Annotated in this window: 20 protein-coding genes and 1 other annotated feature; of the genes, 2 read left to right on the top strand and 18 right to left on the bottom strand. The window is 58.0% G+C overall.

What is annotated here, in order from left to right; genetic code table 11:
• Positions 1 to 393: 393 nt before the first annotated feature.
• From btuD to ACJ8HH_RS06385, 4 genes are all read right to left on the bottom strand, one after another.
• Positions 394 to 1,149: a vitamin B12 ABC transporter ATP-binding protein BtuD gene (gene btuD, locus ACJ8HH_RS06400; protein WP_043147376.1), complete on the bottom strand. Its 756-nt coding sequence runs from the start codon at positions 1,147 to 1,149 to the stop codon at positions 394 to 396.
• A 5-nt stretch (positions 1,150 to 1,154) separates the two neighbouring features.
• Complete coding sequence (locus tag ACJ8HH_RS06395) at positions 1,155 to 1,706, bottom strand: glutathione peroxidase (protein WP_033646314.1); 552 nt, start codon at positions 1,704 to 1,706, stop codon at positions 1,155 to 1,157.
• A 45-nt stretch (positions 1,707 to 1,751) separates the two neighbouring features.
• The gene (gene btuC, locus ACJ8HH_RS06390; RefSeq protein ID WP_033638330.1) at positions 1,752 to 2,759 is read right to left on the bottom strand and encodes a vitamin B12 ABC transporter permease BtuC; all 1,008 of its coding nucleotides are present in this window, start codon (positions 2,757 to 2,759) and stop codon (positions 1,752 to 1,754) included.
• A 178-nt stretch (positions 2,760 to 2,937) separates the two neighbouring features.
• Positions 2,938 to 3,354, bottom strand: a complete 417-nt coding sequence (locus ACJ8HH_RS06385) for a DUF2502 domain-containing protein (protein ID WP_033638328.1) — start codon at positions 3,352 to 3,354, stop codon at positions 2,938 to 2,940.
• A 232-nt stretch (positions 3,355 to 3,586) separates the two neighbouring features.
• Here ACJ8HH_RS06385 and ACJ8HH_RS06380 point away from each other — a divergent pair, with 232 nt between their 5' ends.
• Positions 3,587 to 3,718, top strand: a complete 132-nt coding sequence (locus ACJ8HH_RS06380; protein ID WP_033653919.1) for a hypothetical protein — start codon at positions 3,587 to 3,589, stop codon at positions 3,716 to 3,718.
• Between the two features lie 185 nt (positions 3,719 to 3,903).
• Here the strand turns inward: ACJ8HH_RS06380 and ihfA are convergent, their stop codons facing one another.
• From ihfA to ACJ8HH_RS06330, 10 genes are all read right to left on the bottom strand, one after another.
• Positions 3,904 to 4,200, bottom strand: a complete 297-nt coding sequence (ihfA, locus tag ACJ8HH_RS06375) for an integration host factor subunit alpha (RefSeq protein ID WP_004931414.1) — start codon at positions 4,198 to 4,200, stop codon at positions 3,904 to 3,906.
• Between the two features lie 4 nt (positions 4,201 to 4,204).
• Entirely contained in the window at positions 4,205 to 6,592 is a 2,388-nt protein-coding gene (gene pheT / locus ACJ8HH_RS06370; protein WP_060443258.1) for a phenylalanine--tRNA ligase subunit beta, read from the bottom strand.
• 14 nt (positions 6,593 to 6,606) lie between these two features.
• Entirely contained in the window at positions 6,607 to 7,590 is a 984-nt protein-coding gene (pheS, locus tag ACJ8HH_RS06365; RefSeq protein WP_004931416.1) for a phenylalanine--tRNA ligase subunit alpha, read from the bottom strand.
• A 172-nt stretch (positions 7,591 to 7,762) separates the two neighbouring features.
• Positions 7,763 to 7,885: a sequence feature (Phe leader region), on the bottom strand.
• Positions 7,837 to 7,881: a pheST operon leader peptide PheM gene (gene pheM / locus ACJ8HH_RS06360; protein ID WP_121626058.1), complete on the bottom strand. Its 45-nt coding sequence runs from the start codon at positions 7,879 to 7,881 to the stop codon at positions 7,837 to 7,839. (Overlaps the previous feature by 45 nt.)
• A gap of 113 nt (positions 7,886 to 7,998) precedes the next feature.
• Entirely contained in the window at positions 7,999 to 8,355 is a 357-nt protein-coding gene (gene rplT / locus ACJ8HH_RS06355; protein ID WP_004931417.1) for a 50S ribosomal protein L20, read from the bottom strand.
• A 43-nt stretch (positions 8,356 to 8,398) separates the two neighbouring features.
• Entirely contained in the window at positions 8,399 to 8,596 is a 198-nt protein-coding gene (rpmI, locus tag ACJ8HH_RS06350; RefSeq protein WP_004931418.1) for a 50S ribosomal protein L35, read from the bottom strand.
• 98 nt (positions 8,597 to 8,694) lie between these two features.
• On the bottom strand, positions 8,695 to 9,246 hold the full coding sequence (gene infC, locus ACJ8HH_RS06345) for a translation initiation factor IF-3 (protein WP_048233542.1): 552 nt from the start codon (positions 9,244 to 9,246) through the stop codon (positions 8,695 to 8,697).
• Between the two features lie 3 nt (positions 9,247 to 9,249).
• Positions 9,250 to 11,178 (bottom strand): threonine--tRNA ligase, encoded by a 1,929-nt coding sequence (gene thrS, locus ACJ8HH_RS06340; protein WP_025159696.1) that lies wholly within the window; start codon positions 11,176 to 11,178, stop codon positions 9,250 to 9,252.
• A 215-nt stretch (positions 11,179 to 11,393) separates the two neighbouring features.
• Positions 11,394 to 12,017: a hypothetical protein gene (locus tag ACJ8HH_RS06335; protein ID WP_060451513.1), complete on the bottom strand. Its 624-nt coding sequence runs from the start codon at positions 12,015 to 12,017 to the stop codon at positions 11,394 to 11,396.
• 239 nt (positions 12,018 to 12,256) lie between these two features.
• Complete coding sequence (locus ACJ8HH_RS06330; RefSeq protein ID WP_039566428.1) at positions 12,257 to 13,306, bottom strand: hypothetical protein; 1,050 nt, start codon at positions 13,304 to 13,306, stop codon at positions 12,257 to 12,259.
• A gap of 382 nt (positions 13,307 to 13,688) precedes the next feature.
• Here ACJ8HH_RS06330 and ACJ8HH_RS06325 point away from each other — a divergent pair, with 382 nt between their 5' ends.
• The gene (locus ACJ8HH_RS06325; RefSeq protein ID WP_442520221.1) at positions 13,689 to 14,378 is read left to right on the top strand and encodes a MarC family NAAT transporter; all 690 of its coding nucleotides are present in this window, start codon (positions 13,689 to 13,691) and stop codon (positions 14,376 to 14,378) included.
• 36 nt (positions 14,379 to 14,414) lie between these two features.
• Here ACJ8HH_RS06325 and ACJ8HH_RS06320 read toward each other — a convergent pair whose 3' ends face one another.
• The 4 genes from ACJ8HH_RS06320 to ACJ8HH_RS06305 form a co-directional block, all read right to left on the bottom strand.
• The gene (locus tag ACJ8HH_RS06320) at positions 14,415 to 15,548 is read right to left on the bottom strand and encodes an ABC transporter substrate-binding protein (RefSeq protein WP_033646319.1); all 1,134 of its coding nucleotides are present in this window, start codon (positions 15,546 to 15,548) and stop codon (positions 14,415 to 14,417) included.
• 150 nt (positions 15,549 to 15,698) lie between these two features.
• A complete protein-coding gene (locus ACJ8HH_RS06315) occupies positions 15,699 to 16,982 on the bottom strand; it encodes a serine/threonine protein kinase (RefSeq protein WP_033638320.1) in 1,284 nt (427 codons plus the stop codon).
• A 257-nt stretch (positions 16,983 to 17,239) separates the two neighbouring features.
• The gene (locus ACJ8HH_RS06310) at positions 17,240 to 18,577 is read right to left on the bottom strand and encodes a c-type cytochrome (RefSeq protein WP_060451512.1); all 1,338 of its coding nucleotides are present in this window, start codon (positions 18,575 to 18,577) and stop codon (positions 17,240 to 17,242) included.
• Between the two features lie 12 nt (positions 18,578 to 18,589).
• Positions 18,590 to 20,371 (bottom strand): GMC family oxidoreductase, encoded by a 1,782-nt coding sequence (locus ACJ8HH_RS06305; RefSeq protein ID WP_004931432.1) that lies wholly within the window; start codon positions 20,369 to 20,371, stop codon positions 18,590 to 18,592.
• Position 20,372: the final 1 nt, after the last annotated feature.

The raw sequence follows: 20,372 nt of genomic DNA, 5'->3' as shown, positions 1-20,372 counted from the left end.
AACCCCAAACGTATCGAGCTGCTTTTGATGACACTGTAAATCCCTTTCGTTTAACGAATATTAAACGCCAGAGAAGAATCGTTTCCGTGGATTAACTGACAATGTAAGGCCGCAAGCTTAACTAAACCTTAAGACGAGACGTGTCATCAGTGGGAGAACTGATAGGTAGGCGCCGTCATCATTAATTTAAATTTACTATGAAAATCAATTTATTATATATATTAATAATTATTTACTTATTTTATTTTTTCCGAATCAAGCCTAGCACGTCATTGACGTTTTTCAATAAAACCCACGATAAAATGAGCGGTGGAACAATAATAGCCGATGATTACCCGGCTATTTATATTCACTACGTTTAGTTTTCGTTTACATTTATGCTGCCGGGACGAATTAAGCCGTGCGCGTCATGATCCAACGCTGGTTCCCCACCCATTGCAGGTGAAAATCCACTTCATAGATCTGCGACAACAGGTCGGGCGCCATCACCTCACGGGTGATGCCCTGCGCGACCAGCTGCCCAGCGTGCAGCAACCAAACCCGATCGGCCTGCTGCAGGGTATGATTCAGATCGTGCGCGCACACCAGCGCGCTGCGCCCACTTTGGCAGAATTCGCGCAGCAGGCGATCCAGCGCGACCTTTTGCGCCACATCCAGGCTATTGGTCGGTTCATCCAGCAACAACAACCGGCTGTGCGGATTGACGCTGGGCCACACCTGCAGCAACACCGCCGCCAGCCGCACCCGCTGCCATTCGCCACCGGAAAGCTGCGTCAACGTGCGTGACAGCTTATCCACCAGCTTCAACCGCTGGCATAGATAGAGAATGGCGTGCTCCACCTCGGTTTGCGCCGCGCCGGCAGGCCGGTGCAACGCCAAATACTGAAACACCGGCATCAACGACACCGGCGGCTGTTGCTGGCTGAGATAACCGCGTCGGCGCGCCAGCTCGCTCCCCGGATAATCGGCCAACGCGCGTCCGTCCAGGCAGACTTCGCCCAGCCCCGGCAGCATGCCCGCCACCCGCGCCAACAGGGTGCTCTTCCCTGCGCCATTGGGGCCGATCAGGTGAACCTGCAACCCGCCGTCAATCTGTGCCGAAAAAGGCGCCAGGCGCCCCGCCACCCCAACCTCAACGAGTTGCAGCATCTGTCTTATCCTGCCAGCGCTTGTTTCACCGCCGCCACCAGCGCCGGATCTTCCGGCGTAGTGTCAGGCGAGAAGCGCTGGATCACCGTGCCGTCGCGCGCGATCAGGAATTTCTCGAAGTTCCACAGAATATCGCCGGTGTGCTTCGGCGCACGCCCTTTGCTGGTCATCCGCGTCAGAAACTCGCTGCCCTGCGGTGCGACAGCCTCCGGCTGTGAGGCAATCAGCGCCTGGTACAGCGGATGACGGCGTTCGCCGTTCACCTCAATCTTGGCGAACATCGGGAATTGCACGCCGAAGGTGCCACGGCAAAACGCCAGGATCTCTTCGTTGCTGCCCGGCTCCTGGCCCAGGAATTCATTGGACGGGAACCCGAGGACTTCCAGCCCTTGATCGCGGTAGGCTTCGTACAGCGCTTCCAGCCCTTCGTACTGTTTGGTCAGCCCGCATTCCGAGGCTACGTTGACCACCAGCAGCACCTTACCCTGGTAGGCGCCCAGCGTGGTCGGCTGATTTTCAATGGTTTGTAACGGCAGGTTGTCGATTGGCTTGCTCATCGGTTGTCATCCTTTGGTTTTTTAATGGCAGGTGAATGAAGAGAACTACCTTACGCCTTTTGCCCGGGTCAGTAACCAGATAAATAGCGGCGCCCCCAGCGTGGCGGTCACCACGCCGATCGGCAGCTCGGCCGCCAGCAGCGCAATGCGGGCAACCACATCGGCCACCAGCAACACCCCGGCCCCGGCCAGCGCGCAGGCCGGCAACAGATAGCGTTGGTCGGTCAGGCCGATAAGCCGCAAAATATGCGGGATCACCAACCCAACGAAGCCAATCACCCCGGCGAGCGCCACGCTGACGCCGACCAGCCAGCCGATCGCCAGCACCAGCAGGTTACGCCACAGATGCAGCGACAGCCCAAGTTGCCGCGCCTGTACCTCGCCCAGCGCCATCAGGTTGAGCGCTTTGCCCTGGCCACACAGCCACAGCAGCACCGGCAGCAGCGCCAGCACCAGCCACTTTTGGCGCCAGTCGACCCCGCCGAAACCGCCCATCATCCAGTACATCAGCTGCCGCAGATCGAGGCTGGTGCTGAAATAGACCGCCCAGGTCATCAGCGCGCTGCACACGATGCCCAGCGCCACGCCGACCAGCAACAGCCGCGCATTGGTCAGACGTCGGCGGCGAGCGAAGCCCAGCAACAAGAAGGTCATCGCCAGCGCACCGGCTATCGCGGCGGCGCTCATCAGCGCCACCGGCAACAACCCCTGCCCCAACAACACCGTCAGCACCAGCGCAACGCCGGCGCCGTTAGCGACGCCCAGCAGACCGGGCTCCGCCAGCGGGTTTTCAAACAGCGCCTGCATTACCGCGCCCGCCACCGCCAGGGCGGCGCCGACCAGCATCACCGCCAGCGCGCGCGGCAAACGCAGTTGCCAGACGAACAGTTGCGCCCGATCGCTGAACCACTCTGACGGCCATATCCATTGGTCGCCGGCGCAAAGGCTGAACAGCAACGCCACCGCCACGCCCAGCGCCAGCAGACCGATCTGGCGTTTATCGCGGTAGCGTTGATGTTGCAACAATAAGGTGAAGGTACGGCTGGTTGGCATGGCGCGGCGGTTCCCTGCCGGCCGCTGTCGTGGCCGGATAATTGACGTTTGAGTCGAATATTAGGGGGTTAACGCCGCAAGGGGAAGCCTTGCGTGGATGATGGCGCAGGAAAGCAGCGGCTGGCCTTGCCCGTCATCGCAACGATGATGGCAAAACCAGCCGCCGATAAACTCAGGGTTAACGATGCGGGCCGGCGTTGCCCGGTGGATAAGGCTGGCCGCGGCCGTCATCGCGGCGGTCGGAGGCACCGCGATCGTCATGATTGCGCTCGTGGTCGCGATTATCGCGATCGCCGCGGAACGGATTGCCGCTGCGTGCCGGCTCACGGTGATCGTAGCCACGCGGCGGCGATGGCTGCCAGCGGCCGCCGTCCCAGTACATGCCGCGCGCATTGCGCTCACCCAGACCGCGGCCCTGATGCGCATGCCACCACTGCGGTGGACGCCAGTCGTAACCATCCCAGTAGTAGCCGCGACGGTCCTGATCCCCCAGATGCAGAGAAACGCCCGGCACATTGATATCGACAGAGACATCGGCCTGCGCCGCCAGCGGCAGCAACAGCGGGAAACACACCAGCAACAGGATCTTTTTCATTTTGCCTTCTCACTCTATTTTTCTTGCTGCAGTGGTTATATCAGCGCGTTTATTTAACCACTATCTCACCGATGCCTATTTTCAGATTGTTTTCGACGGCCTTACACAATCCCTACACTGTTTGCCCTCGCCTTTAATTATCATAATCGCTGACAAGGCTTAACGAATAACTGACGGCTCTCAAGCGGCGCGGCAATTATAATTAAGCGAATTTCCATCGGAGGATAATAAGATGATTAAACGTATAGGCAGCCTGCTGGCCGTTGTGGCCCTGACAGCAAGCCTCAGCGCCTGCTGCTGGGGCCCGCACTGGGGCGGCGGCCACCGTGGCGATGGCCCTGGCCATTATCACGGCCGTTATTGAAGCGAAAACAATGCCTCTCACCAAATAAGAGTTAAGAATATTCCGAAATCGAGCTTAAATAAACTTTCGCCGTAGCGTTTGAACGCAGGATTTTAATTCTTACATTGCCCATTAGGAATAAACTGAATTTTATGCCAAAAAAGAAAAAGGCCGCGCAAGCGGCCTTTTTTGATATCACACGTCACTCACCCTTTCGGGCTGGCGTTTTCTACCCGGCTTTTCAGCTTCTGCCCCGGACGGAAGGTCACCACGCGGCGCGCCGTAATCGGAATGTCTTCGCCGGTCTTCGGGTTACGCCCCGGACGTTGGTTCTTGTCACGCAGATCAAAGTTGCCAAAACCCGACAGTTTTACCTGTTCGCCATTCTCAAGGGCCCGACGGACCTCTTCAAAGAACAGTTCCACCAGGTCTTTGGCGTCCCGTTTGCTAAGCCCAAGCTTCTCAAACAGGTGTTCTGACATTTCAGCTTTAGTAAGCGCCATAGGTTCAATCCCTCAAGGATGCTTGGAATCGCTGTTTTAGAGCCTCTACGCATTTTGCAACGGTAGCGGCTATCTCCTCTTCTTCCAGTGTACGAGCGGTATCCTGCAATACCAGACTGATAGCCAGGCTCTTGTCACCTTCTGCCACGCCCTTGCCACGGTACACGTCAAACAAGTTTACGCCAACTACCTGATTTGCGCCAACTTTCTTACACTCGGCCAAAATATCTTCTGCGGGGACGTTTTCAGCCACCACAACGGCGATATCACGGCGGTTTGCCGGGAAGCGCGAAATCTCCCGCGCCTGAGGCACGGCGCGGCTCGCAAGCTTGTTCCACTCCAGTTCAAACACCACGGTGCGGCCGTTAAGATCCAGTTTACGTTCAAGTTCCGGGTGAATCACACCGATGAAACCTACGCGTTCGCCGTGCAAATAAATCGCCGCACTCTGCCCTGGATGCAGGGCCGGATTGGCTTCCGCCCGGAACTGAATTTCGGATAATTTACCGGTCAGTTCGAGGACAGACTCCAGATCCCCTTTTAAATCATAGAAGTCGACGGGCTTGCGCGCCAGATCCCAATGCTCATCGTGCGTATGGCCGGCGATCACGCCTGCCAGCATGACGTCCTGACGAATACCCAGATCTGCCGCACTATCAGGCACAAAGCGCAGGCCGCTTTCGAACAGGCGCAGACGCGTCTGCTGACGGTTCTGGTTATACACTACCGCGGACAGCAAACCGGTCCACAGCGACAGGCGCATCGCCGACATCTCGACCGAAATCGGGCTCGGCAGGATCAGCGCGTCTTCATTCGGGTGCAGCAGCGCCTGCACTTTCGGATCGACGAAGCTGTAGGTGATCGCTTCCTGGTAGCCGTGATCGACCAGCATGGTCTTCACGCGCTTGAGCGTCAGATCGGCTTCGCGATGCTGGGTCATCACCAGATCGGCGCGCACCGGCACATCCGGGATGTTGTCGTAGCCGTAAACGCGCGCCACTTCTTCCACCAGATCCTCTTCGATTTCCATATCGAAACGCCAGCTCGGCGCGACCGCTTGCCAGCTGTCGCCCTGCTCGGTCACCTGGCAGCCCAGGCGGCGCAGAATGTCGCTGACCTGCTCGCTCGGCACCACGTGGCCGATCAGACGATCCAGCTTCTCGCGGCGCAGCGTGATGGTGGCGCGCTTCGGCAGTTCGTTTTCGTGGGTTACGTCGATAACCGGGCCGGCCTGGCCGCCGCAGATGTCTAGCAGCAGGCGCGTGGCGCGCTCCATCGCTTTGTACTGCAGCGCCGGATCGACGCCGCGCTCATAGCGGTGAGACGCATCGGTGTGCAGGCCGTGACGGCGTGCGCGGCCGGTGATCGACAGCGGGCTGAAGAAGGCGCATTCCAGCAGCACGTCCTGAGTTTCCCCGTTGACGCCGGAATGCTCGCCGCCGAAGATGCCGCCCATCGCCAACGCTTTTTGATGATCGGCGATCACTAAGGTGTCGGCGCTCAGTTTGGCTTCGTTGCCGTCCAGCAGCGTCAGGGTTTCCCCTTCTTCCGCCATGCGCACCACGATGCCGCCGTCGATGCGGCCCAGATCGAAAGCGTGCATCGGCTGGCCAAGCTCCAGCAGCACATAGTTGGTGACGTCTACCACGGCATCGATAGAACGGATGCCGCAACGACGCAGTTTTTCACGCATCCACAGCGGGCTTGGCGCCTTGACGTCGATACCTTTCACCACGCGCCCCAGATAGCGTGGGCACGCCTGCGGCGCGTCAACGCGGATCGGCAGCGTGGCGTCGATGGTAGCGGCCACCGGGCTCATGTCCGGCTCGGTCAGCGCAACCTGGTTCAGTACGCCCACGTCGCGCGCGACGCCGATGATGCCCAGGCAGTCGGCGCGGTTCGGCGTGACGCTGATCTCGATGGTGTTGTCGTTCAGTTTCAGATAGTCGCGGATGTCGGTGCCGATCGGCGCATCCAGCGGCAGCTCGATGATGCCGTCATGATCGTCGGAAATGCCCAGCTCGGAGAACGAGCACAGCATGCCTTCCGAAGGTTCGCCGCGCAGCTTGGCGGCCTTGATTTTGAAGTCGCCCGGCAGCACCGCGCCCACGGTGGCGACCGCCACTTTCAGGCCGGTACGGCAGTTTGGCGCGCCGCAGACGATGTCGAGCAGGCGTTCGCCGCCTACGTTAACCTTGGTGACGCGCAGTTTGTCGGCGTTCGGATGTTGACCGCACTCGACCACTTCGCCCACGACGACGCCGTTAAACGCGCCGGCAACCGGATCCACGCCGTCCACTTCCAGGCCGGCCATGGTGATTTGATCGGATAATGCTTCGCTGCTGATGGCCGGGTTTACCCACTCGCGCAACCAGAGTTCACTGAATTTCATGTGATATTCCCGCCTTACTTAAACTGTTTGAGGAAACGCAGATCGTTTTCGAAGAATGCGCGCAAGTCGGTGACACCGTAACGCAGCATCGTCAGGCGCTCCATGCCCATGCCGAAGGCGAAGCCGGAGTAAACTTCCGGATCGATGCCCACGTTGCGCAGCACGTTCGGATGCACCATGCCGCAGCCCAGCACTTCCAGCCATTTGCCGTTCTTGCCCATCACGTCCACTTCAGCGGACGGCTCGGTGAACGGGAAGTAGGACGGACGGAAACGAACCTGCAGGTCTTCTTCAAAGAAGTTGTTCAAGAAATCGTGCAGCGTGCCCTTCAGGTTGGTGAAGCTGATGTCTTTATCGACGATCAGCCCTTCCATCTGGTGGAACATCGGGGTGTGCGTCTGATCGTAGTCGTTACGATAAACGCGGCCCGGCGCAATGATGCGGATCGGCGGCTGCTGGTTCTTCATGGTGCGGATCTGCACGCCGGAAGTCTGGGTGCGCAGCAGGCGCGTGGCGTCGAACCAGAAAGTATCGTGGTCGGCGCGCGCCGGGTGATGCCCCGGAATGTTCAGCGCGTCGAAGTTGTGGTAATCGTCTTCAATCTCCGGGCCGGTGGCAACGGAGAAGCCCAGCTCGCCGAAAAAGGTTTCGATACGGTCGATGGTGCGGGTTACCGGATGCAGACCGCCGTTTTCCATGCGACGGCCCGGCAGGGAGACGTCGATGGTTTCAGCCGCCAGGCGCGCGTTCAGCGCAGCGCTTTCCAGCGCGTTCTTACGCGCGTTCAGGGCGTCTTGCACCTCTTGCTTGGCCTGGTTGATCACCGCGCCGGCCGCCGGACGATCTTCCGCCGGGACGTCGCGCAGAGACTGCATCTGCAAGGTGAAATGACCTTTCTTGCCAAAATATTCGACGCGCACCAAATCTAACGCGGCAACATCCTGGGCATCTTCTACGGCTGCCTTGGCATTGGCAACCAGCTCTGCGAGATGTGGCATTGCTTTCCTCTTCCTCTGGCCGGGATGGCCCTAAGTAATTGTTATCTATATTCGAACACGCCTTTGAGCAATCTTCAAAGACTTTTCAATGCGTTGCCGGCCGGGCGGCTCACCTGAGCTGAACGCCAGCCATACTCACCGCAACGCGTTGCAAGGCGGGACGATGGCCAAAAACAAAAAAGCCTCCACGAGGGAGGCTTAGGCGCTACTTTTCGTTTCTTTTCTTACGCGCAAAGCCTCCTGAAATCAGGCGCTAAAGTAAAAAAAGAAACGAAAAATAGCTGCGTGCATGATTGCGGTACCTTGTCGATGATTGCCCACCAGTGATATAGCTGCGGACAATGAAAGTCAATATTTGTCGCTGAAAACAAAGATTAAAAGAGGGAGCAAGCTCCCTCTTCTACTGACTTACGCCAGAGCTGCTTTCGCTTTCTCAACCAGTGCGCCGAAGGCCACTTTGTCGAAGACTGCGATGTCAGCCAGGATCTTACGGTCAATTTCGATCGACGCTTTTTTCAAGCCGTTGATGAACTTGCTGTAAGACAGACCGTTCTGACGAGCAGCTGCGTTGATACGTGCAATCCACAGCTGACGGAACTGACGCTTACGTTGACGACGGTCACGGTAAGCATACTGGCCTGCTTTGATTACTGCCTGGAAGGCAACACGATATACGCGCGAACGGGCACCGTAGTAGCCTTTCGCCTGCTTCATAATTTTCTTGTGACGTGCGCGTGCAATTACACCACGTTTTACGCGAGCCATATGCTCTCTCCTAAAGTCTTATTCTAAATTCAAAAAAAATGGCTTATGCGTACGGCAGGCACGCGGTAACCAGGACCAGATCGTTTTTAGACACCATGCCTTTCGGACGCAGGTGACGTTTACGCTTGGTTGCTTTTTTGGTCAGAATATGACGCAGGTTGGCATGTTTACGCTTAAAACCACCGCTGCCGGTTTTTTTGAAGCGCTTGGCTGCACCACGTACAGTTTTAATCTTTGGCATTTTAATTAAATCCACTTCGCATTGTTAAACAACGAATCAGTTGGGCGAATAAAACCCACACAGCGCAAGCGCCGCGCGGGTTCCATTACTTGTAAGCCTTACTGTTTCTTCTTAGGAGCGAGCACCATAATCATCTGGCGGCCTTCGATCTTCGTAGGGAAGGATTCGACCACTGCCAGATCCATATCTTCACACAGGTCTTTACGGACGCGGTTAAGCACTTCCATACCGATCTGCTGGTGCGCCATCTCACGCCCGCGGAAACGCAGGGTGATTTTGGCTTTATCGCCATCTTCCAGAAAGCGAATCAGGTTGCGTAGTTTGACCTGATAGTCGCCATCATCGGTGCCAGGACGGAATTTGATTTCCTTGACCTGAATAACTTTTTGCTTCTTCTTCTGTTCTTTCGTCGACTTGCTCTTCTCGTAGAGGAATTTGCCGTAATCCATGATTCGGCAAACTGGCGGTTCGGCATTTGGGCTGATTTCTACTAAATCAACGCCCGCTTCCTCAGCTTTTTCAAGAGCTTCATTCAGACTGACAATACCAATCTGCTCGCCATCGACGCCGGTTAGGCGAACTTCTTGCGCGCGAATTTCTCTGTTAATGCGATTAGGACGCGCCGGTTGAACTCGTTTTCCGCCTTTAATACTTTATTCCTCCAGTTGATGAAGACTACGACTGCGAATCTCTTTCAGCAGCTTGTCTACGACTTCGTTTACGTCCAGGCTTCCCAGGTCTTTGCCACGGCGGGTACGAACGGCAACTTTGCCTGCTTCGACCTCTTTGTCGCCGCACACCAACATGTAAGGGACTCGACGTAAAGTATGTTCGCGAATTTTAAAGCCAATCTTCTCATTTCTCAAGTCCGCTTTCACGCGAATGCCTGCATCCTGCAGTTTTTTGGTCAATTGCTGGACGTAATCAGACTGGCTGTCGGTGATATTCATCACCACCACCTGCACCGGAGCGATCCAGGTCGGGTAGAACCCGGCGTATTCTTCGGTCAGGATACCGATGAAACGTTCCATGGAGCCCAAAATGGCGCGGTGAATCATTACCGGCACGACGCGATCGTTGTTTTCGCCAACATACGAAGCGCCCAAACGGCCCGGCAAGAAGAAATCGAGCTGCACGGTACCACATTGCCATGCGCGATCCAAACAATCATGCAGGGTAAATTCAATTTTCGGTCCGTAGAAGGCGCCCTCACCCGGCTGATATTCAAACGGAATGCCGTTCTCGGTCAGCGCGGCGGCCAGGTCTTCTTCCGCACGGGTCCACATGTCGTCGGTGCCGATGCGTTTTTCCGGGCGAGTTGACAGCTTGACGGCGATCTTGTCGAAGCCGAAAGTGCCGTACACGTCATACACCATGCGGATGCATTCGTTCACTTCAGCGCGCACCTGCTCTTCGGTACAGAAGATGTGGGCGTCATCCTGCGTGAAGCCGCGCACGCGCATCAGGCCGTGCAGGGAACCCGATGGCTCATTGCGGTGGCAGCTGCCGAACTCGCCCATGCGCAGCGGCAAATCGCGGTACGACTTCAGGCCCTGGTTGAAGATCTGCACGTGGCCCGGGCAGTTCATCGGCTTGATGCAATATTCGCGGTTTTCCGACGCGGTGGTGAACATGGCGTCTTTGTAGTTTTCCCAGTGGCCGGTTTTTTCCCACAGCACGCGGTCCATCATGAACGGACCTTTCACTTCCTGGTACTGGTACTCTTTGAGCTTCATGCGCACGAAGGCTTCCAGCTCGCGGAAGATGGTCCAACCGTCGTTGTGCCAGAACACCATGCCCGGCGCTTCTTCCTGCATATGATACAGGTCGAGCTGTTTGCCGATCTTGCGGTGATCGCGCTTGGCCGCTTCTTCCAGGCGTTGCAGGTAGGCGTTCAACTGCTTCTTGTCTGCCCAGGCGGTGCCGTAGATACGCTGCAGCATTTTGTTTTTGCTGTCGCCGCGCCAGTAAGCGCCGGAGGTTTTCTGCAGCTTGAAATGGTGGCAAAAACGCATGTTCGGCACGTGCGGGCCGCGGCACATGTCGACGTATTCTTCGTGGTGGTACAGGCCAGGACGATCGTCATGGCTGATGTTCTCATCCAGGATCGCCACTTTGTAGATTTCGCCGCGCTCAGCGAAGGTGTCGCGGGCTTCTTGCCAGCTGACCTTCTTCTTGATGACGTCGTAATCCTTATCGGCCAACTCGTGCATCCGCTTTTCCAGCAGATCCAGGTCTTCCTGCGTCAGGGTGCGGTCGATATCCACGTCATAATAGAAACCGTTGTCGATCACCGGACCGATCGCCATTTTGGTATCCGGCCACAGCTGCTTGATCGCATGACCCAGCAGGTGAGCACAGGAGTGGCGCATGATTTCCAGGCCGTCCTCATCTTTGATGGTGATGATGGCCAGCTGCGCATCCGATTCGATCAGATCGCCGGCGTCGACCAGCTCGCCGTTGACGCGGCCGGCGATACAGGCTTTCGCCAGGCCAGGGCCGATATCGCGCGCGACATCCATCGGGGAAACGGGGTGATCGAAATGACGCTGACTACCGTCAGGAAGGGTAATAACAGGCATTAATAATTCCTTATCTACAGTGGTGACCCACACGACAGATCACATGCAGTACGAAAATTGGATTTTGGGTTTGGTCAGCCAGGTTTCAGATCTCGCCCACAATTGCCAGATTGAAACCTCACTGGGTATACAGAATGGAACGCATACCTTCTCAGCCACATTCGGCTAAGCGAATAGTATCACTAAAATTGTTCCGGATAAATAAAGCGCCGCCCTCACGCTTTCGCGTCAGCCGGCGTAAAAACGGTTTTCATGTAGCTGAGGGTGGCCAGCAGGCACAGGCCGTAGCCCAGCAGTTCGCAGCCCTCTTCCACCATGTTTTTCACCACCCGGTTGTAGCCGTCCAGCATCAGCGTTTGCCACAGCGCGCTCATGCCGAACAGGCGTGAAAACACCAGAATGCACAGCAGGCCGGCGCACATCATGCCGTAGGCGGGATGCGTCACGAAATAGGCCAGGCCGCGCACCGTCGCCGCGATGTGTCGCGCTGCATGCACCAGGCAGGCCAAGGCGACCGCCAGCGCGAACCACACCCAGGCGCCGTGCCACAGCGCATCGAAGGCGAAATCCATCTCGCGGATCAGCATGCAGAGAAAGAAACCGCCGACCAGCATCCAGGCGGAGCGGCGTTCAGCCTGCCGCCGGGCCGCGGCGAAGAAACCGCCGGAGATGGCGAGCAGCAACAGCTCCTGCGCCGCTTCGGTCAGCGAGGTTTCATGCACGAAATTATGCAGCCAGTGTACGTCGATAAATACCAGGCCGACCAAGGCCGCCAAAAAAGCGCAGTAGAGCAGAAAGGCAACGGCTTTCCCCAGCAAAATATGCAGTTCTTGTTTCATAATCACACTCATTATTATTTACAGCGCATCTATGTTATCCACCTGTCCCCAGGGATCGTGGCAATTGATGCCTAATACCCTACACAGCGATTAAGGTGGTCATTAATCACGCCGCAAACAATAAAAACCCCGGCACATGGCCGGGGTAGGCGCCAGTCTTTCCTGGCTGTCATTTCATCGTCGTCGGTATTTCAGGCTCTCATCCCTATATCATCGAGACGCGCAAACGAGCCTGGAGATTACGCCTGCGGAGATGATACGGTTACACGTCGGGCATTGGTGTTAACGCCCCACAAGCCTGCCAATGCACTGACCACTGCGCCAATCAACAACGCAAAGAATGACCACAGGGCAGCCCGAGACAATTCGTCCGCAGCCGCGGCAGCCTGTTCGCGCGCCTTCTGTTTCAGCTCAGCATACTCCTGTTTTGCCTGATTGATTTTTGCTTCGGCTTCATCCAAGCGCTGATTAACCAGCTGCGCAGTTTTATTTTTGGCGTCGACCAAATTCTTCACCGTCTGGTCCACTTCCTGCGGCGTCATATTGGTATTTTCAACCAGAGCTTTTTTCAGTGTGTCTTGATCCACATCTTGCGAGATGGCCTCACCATGTTTTTTAAGCTTGTCGACCAGTTGCTTAATAATCGCATCGCTATTGTCAGGCTGAAGTGCCAGGGCTTTTACTGCGTCTGCCAAATCAGTCTTGGCCGCATTCAACTGTTGCTGCATGAATTCAGGCTGCAATGACGGAATACCACTTTTTTTGAGCGCCGTAACCACATCACCATGCAGCTGTTCAGGTTCCAACGTGGTGTCGATACCCAACTTGTCAAACACCTTACCGCCCACGTCTGCCAACCCGGTTGCACCTTTGCCAATCGCGGAACCGGCGCCGGAAAGCAAACTGCCAGAGGTCGAAGCGATAGCACCCAGCGCATTACCGGTGGCCTTCACTGCAGACCCGACCAGCATTCCACCCAACACCGCCGCCACAATCAGTGACGTAGCCCATACCAGGAAGCCATGAATAAGGCCGTCATTAGCAGCCAAACGTCCGGCAATAAAAGCGCCGGCAGCCAAGCTAATGATGATTGAAACAGCGGACCAAATCACTACGGTGGTACCGGCTCCGTTGATCGGATCGTCTGATGTCGGATCCACGATGGAAAATCCCAAACTGGTGCCCAACGTCGACAGCAACAGTGAAACAGCCAATACGGTGATCACACCACCGATGACGCTGCCCCAGGAGATTTTTTTCGCCGCTACCCATTCTTTTGCCACTTCCATAGTAAAACTCCTTTTAAGCTTTTCGATTATGAAGAAATGCCACAAAGCCTTACCAGTATAGAAGCGTTTAATCTCTTAAGCGGTTAAACGGTAAAAACAGTTAAAAATAATTAATAATATGTGCCCAGTATTAACGACGCTGTATGGGCGGGTGCATTTTGGCTAGCGTTCGGTACCGCGGGCGATTGCGGTCAATGAAGCGCCACTGGGGTGCGAGGATGGACCGAAGCTCACCGACGAGTGCAACGGCAGTGATGAAACGTCGGCCGACGGTTAATTAACGTTACGAGCTGTCCCCATTGCCGCCAGGCGCACGGCAGGCTAGGCTGTTCAGCTCATGGGCCGCCGCGTGGCGGCTTGAACGTTGCACAGGGAGTTTTTTATGACGGGTATTTTGCAGTTATTCCAGACCATCGGACTGGGTTTGGTGCTGCTGTTGCCGCTGGCCAACCCGCTGACCACGGTGGCGTTGCTGCTCGGGTTGTCCGGCAATATGACGCGCGAAGAGCGTAATCAGCAGTCGCTGATGGCCTCGGTTTATGTGTTCTGCATCATGACGGTGGCGTTTTACGCCGGGCAGGTGGTGATGAACACCTTCGGTATTTCGATCCCCGGCCTGCGCATCGCCGGCGGCCTGATCGTCGCCTTCATCGGTTTCCGCATGTTGTTCCCGCAACAAAGCGCCGATGAGGCGCCGGAGGTGGAGAGCAAGTCGCACGAGCTGCGCCATAAGACCTCGGCCAACATCGCCTTCGTGCCGCTCGCCATGCCGAGCACCGCCGGGCCGGGCACCATCGCGATGATCATCAGCTCAGCGTCGAGCGTCAAAGATAACACGCTGGGTTTTGAACCCTGGGTGCTGGCGGTGGCGCCGGTCGCCATCTTCCTGACGGTCGCGGTGATCCTGTGGGGCTGCCTGCTCAGTTCCGGCGCCATCATGCGCTTGGTGGGGAAAAGCGGCATCGAGGCGATCTCGCGCCTGATGGGCTTCCTGCTGGTGTGCATGGGCGTGCAGTTCATCATCAACGGCGTGCTGGAGATCATCTCCACCTATACGCCGGCCGCCGCTTAAAGATCAAAAACGGGCGCGTCGTCGCGCCCGTTGCCGTTATTTCCCCGTCGGCGCCTGCGCGCCCAAAATGCCTTTGCCTTCCGGCACTTCGGTAAAGCGGCTGAGGATCTCGCTGTAGGTCTTGGCCGGATCCAGATCCGGGAACTGCGCCGGATAGATAAACTTCGCCAGATACTCCAACCCGACAATGTTGTACGGATGGTTGTAGAAGTTATGGTAGATGCCGTAGAACCGCCCTTCTTTCACCGCCGACACCTGCGCGAAGCCCGGGCGCTGTTTCATGCGATTGAAAGCCTCATCCACCTGCTGCTGCGTGACGCCATAGCCGAACGGCACCGCGGCGTTGGTCTTGCTGGCCCACTGCGAGCCGGAAACGATGTAGGCATCCGGTTTCATGGCGATCACCTTTTCCAGCGCCACGTCGCCGGTCGCGCCCGGCAACAGCGCAGAGCCGATGTTGCGCGCGCCGACCGCTTCCACCAACGCGCCCCAGCCGACGTGCGCATGGGTGAAGCAGCAGGACTCCAGCCCGTTCAGGCCGGCCTTGGCTTCAAAGAACACTAGCGGCTTGGGTTCCACCGCCTGCGTCTTGGCCAGAATGGCCTGATAATGCTGCTGATAATAATCGGTATATTGCTTGGCTTCACTTTCCCGGTTGAGGGTTTCCCCCAGCAGCGTCACGCTTTTCGGCGTGTTTTCCACCGGCTTGAGCATGGTGTCGATAAACAGCACCGGCACATTCAGCGCCTTGAGCTTATCCAGCACGCCGGTTTGGCTCAGCGAAGGTTTGGAACGCAGCTGGGCGATCATCAGATCGGGCCGCTTGGCGATCACGCTCTCCAGATTCACTTCACCTTTGTCGCTGAATCCCATATCGATGATGTTTTTCGCCGCCGGCCATTTGCTCTGCAAGATATCCCAGGTCGCCGCGTCGCTTTTCTTCAGCAGGTTATTCCAGGCCACCAGCCGGCCGAACGGGTTGGCGCGATCGAGCAGCGCCAGCGTGAGAATGTCGCGCCCGTCCTGCACCACGATACGTTTCGGTTCTTGCTGGAGGGTGAGCGTCTGGCCGGAGGTGTCGGTCAGGGTCAGCGGATAGGTGGTGGCCATCGCCGGAGAGGCGAGTAAGGCGGCGCAAATCAGCGCCGGCAAAGTGATTCGACGGTGCACGAAAGACTCCTTAGTCATGAACGCAATCAGGAAATACTAATGAGAATGGCTTGCATTATCAAAGATAACGCCCGGCAACCCGACGATTAATTGCAAAGGGATGTGTAACGCAGGATTGAGAGGCGCGCCGAAGGCGGCGCGCCCAGGGGATCACACCAGGCCGTAAATCAGGGCCGACAGCGCGATCAGGCCCATCACCAGCACGAAGACGTTGCTCGCCGCGCGGTATTTGCGCATCGCCGGCACCGCGCGCACCGCGTACATCGGCAGGATAAACAGGATAGCCGCAATCAGCGGGCCGCTGATGGTTTCGATGATGTGCAGCGCGCTGGGGTTCCACACCGTCGCCGCCCAGGTGAGCAGGAACAGCGAAACCGCCGAGATGCGGTGCGTCATGCGCGAGCTGAGCGGTTTGCCGACCGCGCGCGTGACGCCGTCGATCAGGCTGGTCGCCCCCTCCGTGACCCCCAGCGAGGTGCCGAGATAGGATTTCGCCATTGCCAGCATCGCCATCACCGGGCCGAGATAGGCGATCAGCGGGTTGGAAAACTTGTTGGCCAGGGTGGTCAGCACCGTGATGTTCTGATCTTTCGCCTGCTGCATGTCTTCATGGGACAAACTCAGCACGCAGCTGAACACGAAGAACAGCACGGTGACGCAGATCAGCACATAGCTGTAGCGCATGATGCGCGCGCAGCGGCGTTCCGCCTTATCGCCATACAGGCTCTTCTGGGTCGAGGCGAAGGAAGAGATGATCGGCGCATGGCTGAAGGAAAACACCATCACCGGCACCGCCAACCACAGCGAATGCCACAGCCCCGGCGTGTCGAAGCGGGTGGCGGCCAGGCCGTGCACGAAATTGGCGGTATTCCAGCTCGGCATCAGGTACAGCGAAATGCCCATCAGGAACACCAACAGTGGGAACACCAGCATGCCCATCGCCGCCACGATGCTGTCTTTGCCGCGCAGCAGCACCAGATTGAGCACCACCACCACCGCCAGGCTCAGCCAGATGCGCGGCAGCGGCGCCACGTGGAACTGGTGGATCAGGAAGCTGTCCAGCGCATTGGTGATCGAAATGCTGTACACCAGCACGATCGGGAAAAACGCCATCAGATACAGCATCATGATGATTTTGCCGGCCAGTACGCCGAAGTGTTCGACCACCACATCGTGAATATTGCCGTCGCGGCTGGAGCCGGAAAGCACGAAGCGGCTGAGCGCGCGGTGCGGCAAATAGGTCAGCGGGAAAGCGAACAGCGCCATCAACAGCAGCACCAGCGGGCCGTTCAGGCCGGCGTTGATCGGCAAGAACAGCGTGCCGGCGCCCACCGCGGTGGCATAGAGACCGAACATCCAGACGGTGTCGGTTTTGTTCCATTTGGCGGGCTGAGCGGCCGTCAGCGTGCCTGAATCGGGAGAAATCGTACTCATGAGACAGTCTACCTTAATCTGCGGCGCCAACGATTGCGCCTAACGGGATATCCTTCTCCGCGAATTTTTTAATAATAATCAGTGAATTAAAGCGATATTTCATACTTGCGCCTGATGAAAGGACGGCAAAGGATAATGAAAAATCCGTTGCGGGTCTATGTTTTATCGGCCGAACGAACGATTTGCGAACAGGAAATGCTGAAAAAACCGGCGCGCCCAGTAAAAACTAAGGGCTCCTTGCGGAGCCCTTAAACGGTTTACTTCTTCGCGTCCGGATGGTCCGGCACCTCGGCGCTGCCCATCTCCTTCTCGTCGCGGATCATCGAGCGGTCTTTACGCACGTCGGCCACGTCGGTGGCGCTCACCGGTTTGGCGCTGTTGCCCCAGCTGGTGCGGATGAAGTTCACCACGTCCGCCACCTGCTGATCGTTCAGACGCCAGCCGAACGGCGGCATGGTGATGTTGGACACCGCCCCCTGCACCGCCGGCGTGGTGTTGCCGGTCAGCACGATGTGGATCAGCGAGGTCGCGTCCTCGGTCTGCACCACCGGATTGCCCTTCAGCGATGGGAAGGCGCGCTTGTAGCCCACCCCGTCGGTGCGGTGGCAGGCCGCGCAGTTATCGACATACAGCGCCGCGCCGGGCTTGCTGTCGTCGCCGCGCCACAGATCCTTGGCCACGCTGTCTTCGACCGGCGCCGCCTGCTGCTTGCCGTCTTTCGGCGGCAGCGATTTCAGGTAGCGTGCGATAGCGGTCAGATCGTCATCGCTCAGATATTGCAGGCTGTGCTCCACCACGTCGCTCATGCCGCCGAATACGATCGCCTTGTCGTTACGGCCGGTTTTCAGGAACTCGGTCAGCTCGGCTTCGCTCCAACTGCCCAGGCCGTCCTTGTTATCACCGCGCAGGCTGGAAGCCACCCAGCCGTCGATCGGCGCGTTGCTGCCGGACAGGTAATCGTCGCTTTCGCTGTTGCTCAGCGCTTTTTCCTGCATGGTGATGCTGCGCGGGGTATGGCAGGCGCCGCAGTGGCCCAGGCCTTCCACCAGGTAGCGGCCGCGCTCGATGATCGGATCGGCCTTGGCGTCGGCGACGAAGTCCGCCGGCGACGGCGCGAACATGCCGCGCCAGATGCTCAGCGGCCAGCGCATCGACAGCGGCCACGGGATGTCGGAATCCTTGTTGGCCTGCTCCACCGGCTGCACGCCGTGCATGAAATAGGCATACATGGCGCGCATGTCGTCTTCTTTCACCAGCGCGAACGACGGGTACGGCATCGCCGGATACAGGGTACTGCCGTTTTTGGCTACGCCCTTACGCACCGCGTTGTCGAAATCCTCGAAGCTGTAATCGCCGATGCCGGTTTTCTTGTCCGGCGTGATGTTGGTGGAGTAGATGGTGCCGATCGGCGTCTCCATCGCCAGGCCGCCGGCGAAGGTTTTGCCGCTCTTGCCGTCGGTGTGGCAGGCCACGCAGTCGCCGGCGCGCGCCAGGTATTCACCGCGCTTGATCAGCTCGCTGCTGACGGTGGCGTCCTGCGCCCAAACGGAAAAACTCACTGCACTGAGAACCAGTGCCGGTACAAATGCTTTCATCGTTCGCCGTCCTTATGCCTGCACCAATGGGCCTGGGTTTTTCAGATACTGCTCGCGAATGGCGCGGGCAGACCAGTAAGCCAGCGCCGCCACTGTGCCGGTCGGGTTGTAGCCCAGCCCCTGCGGGAAGGCCGATGCGCCGATCGAGAACACGTTGTGCACGTCCCAGCTCTGCAGATAGCGGTTGACCGCGCTGGTCTTCGGATCTTCCCCCATCACCGCGCCGCCGTTCATGTGGGTAGTCTGGTAGCTGGTGGTGTCGAAGTGGCTGTTGGCGTTTTTCGGGCTGCCGGCGATCAGTTTCGGGTTCATCGCCTTGGCGATCGGCGCCATCTTGTCGTACATGAACTGCGCCATCTTGATGTCGTTCTCCTGCCAGTCGAACGTCATGCGCAGCAGCGGCTGGCCAAAGACGTTCTTGTAGTTGGGATCGAGATCCAGATAGTTGTTGCGGTACGACTGGTGCGCGCCGTGGGCGTCCATCGAAACGTGGTGAGTGTAAGCATCCGCCACCGCCGCTTTCCATTTGCTGCCCCAGGCCGGGGTGCCCGGAGGCGTCGGCAGACCGGAGATCGGCTTGGTGCCCGCCTGGTTGACCCAGAACGGCGAACCGCCGACGAAGCCTTCTTTGGCGTGGTCGAAGTTGTCGGCGTTGAAGTCGTCCACGCCCACGCCGTTGCCGCCGGCGCCGATAAACGGGTTGGTGAACACGTCTTTATCGAAGAACGCCTTGATGGTGGTCATGTTCTGGTAGGCGAAGTTACGCCCGACCACACCCTCGCCGGTCACCGGATCGTAAGGCTTGCCGATGCCGGACAGCAGCATCAGATGCACGTTGTGAAACTGGAACGCGCCCAGGATCACCAGATCGGCCGGCTGTTCAATCTCGCGCCCCTGCGCATCGACGTAGTTCACGCCGGTGGCGCGGGACTTGTCGTCGGTCAGGTTGACCTTCAGCACGTTGGCGTTGGTGCGCAGCTCGAAGCGCTTCTCCATGCGCAGCGCCGGCAAGATGTTGACGTTCGGCGAGGCCTTGGAATACATGTAGCAGGCGTAGCCGCTGCAGAAACCGCAGAAGTTGCACGGGCCCATCTGCGCGCCGTACGGGTTGGTGTAAGAATCCGAGGTGTTGGCGGACGGCAGGTTGTAAGGGTGGTAACCCACCTCCAGCGCCGCCTTCTCGAACAGTTGGGCGGAGTAGGTATTTTTCTGCGCCGGCAGCGGGAAATCGTCGGAGCGATCCGGCGCAAAGCGGTTGCCGCCCTTCTGCGCCACTTTCTGCCCTTTGATGGTCCAGGCGGTGCCGGAGGTGCCGAACACTTTCTCCGCCTTGTCGAAGAACGGTTCCAGCTCGTCGTAGGTCACGCCGAAGTCCTGGATGGTCATGTCCTTCGGAATGAAGTTTTTGCCGTAGCGCTCTTCATAGTGGCTGCGCATGCGCAGTTCGATCGGATCGACGCGGAAATGCACGCCCGACCAGTGCAAACCGGCGCCGCCGACGCCGGTGCCCGGCAGGAACGCCGCCAGCTGGCGGTAAGGCACCGCGGTCTGGCTGCTGTTATGGCGAATGGTGACGGTGCTTTTCGACAGATCCTGGAACAGTTTGCGGCGGATGTTATAGGTCAGCTCGTCGATCACCTGCGGATAAGACCCGTCCGGATAGGTGTCGCGCATCGGGCCGCGCTCCAGCGCCACCACGTTGAGGCCGGCCTCGGTCAGCTCTTTGGCCATGATCGCGCCCACCCAGCCGAAGCCGACGATCACCGCGTCTACTTTTTTCATTACCGTTGCCATG

Origin of the sequence: Serratia sp. CY32780, assembly GCF_052169135.1 — a bacterium.
GTDB classification, from domain to species: Bacteria; Pseudomonadota; Gammaproteobacteria; order Enterobacterales; family Enterobacteriaceae; genus Serratia; species Serratia sarumanii.
The sequence above is the reverse complement of the archived record's forward strand: the minus strand, read 5'-3'. Positions and strand labels throughout refer to the sequence as shown.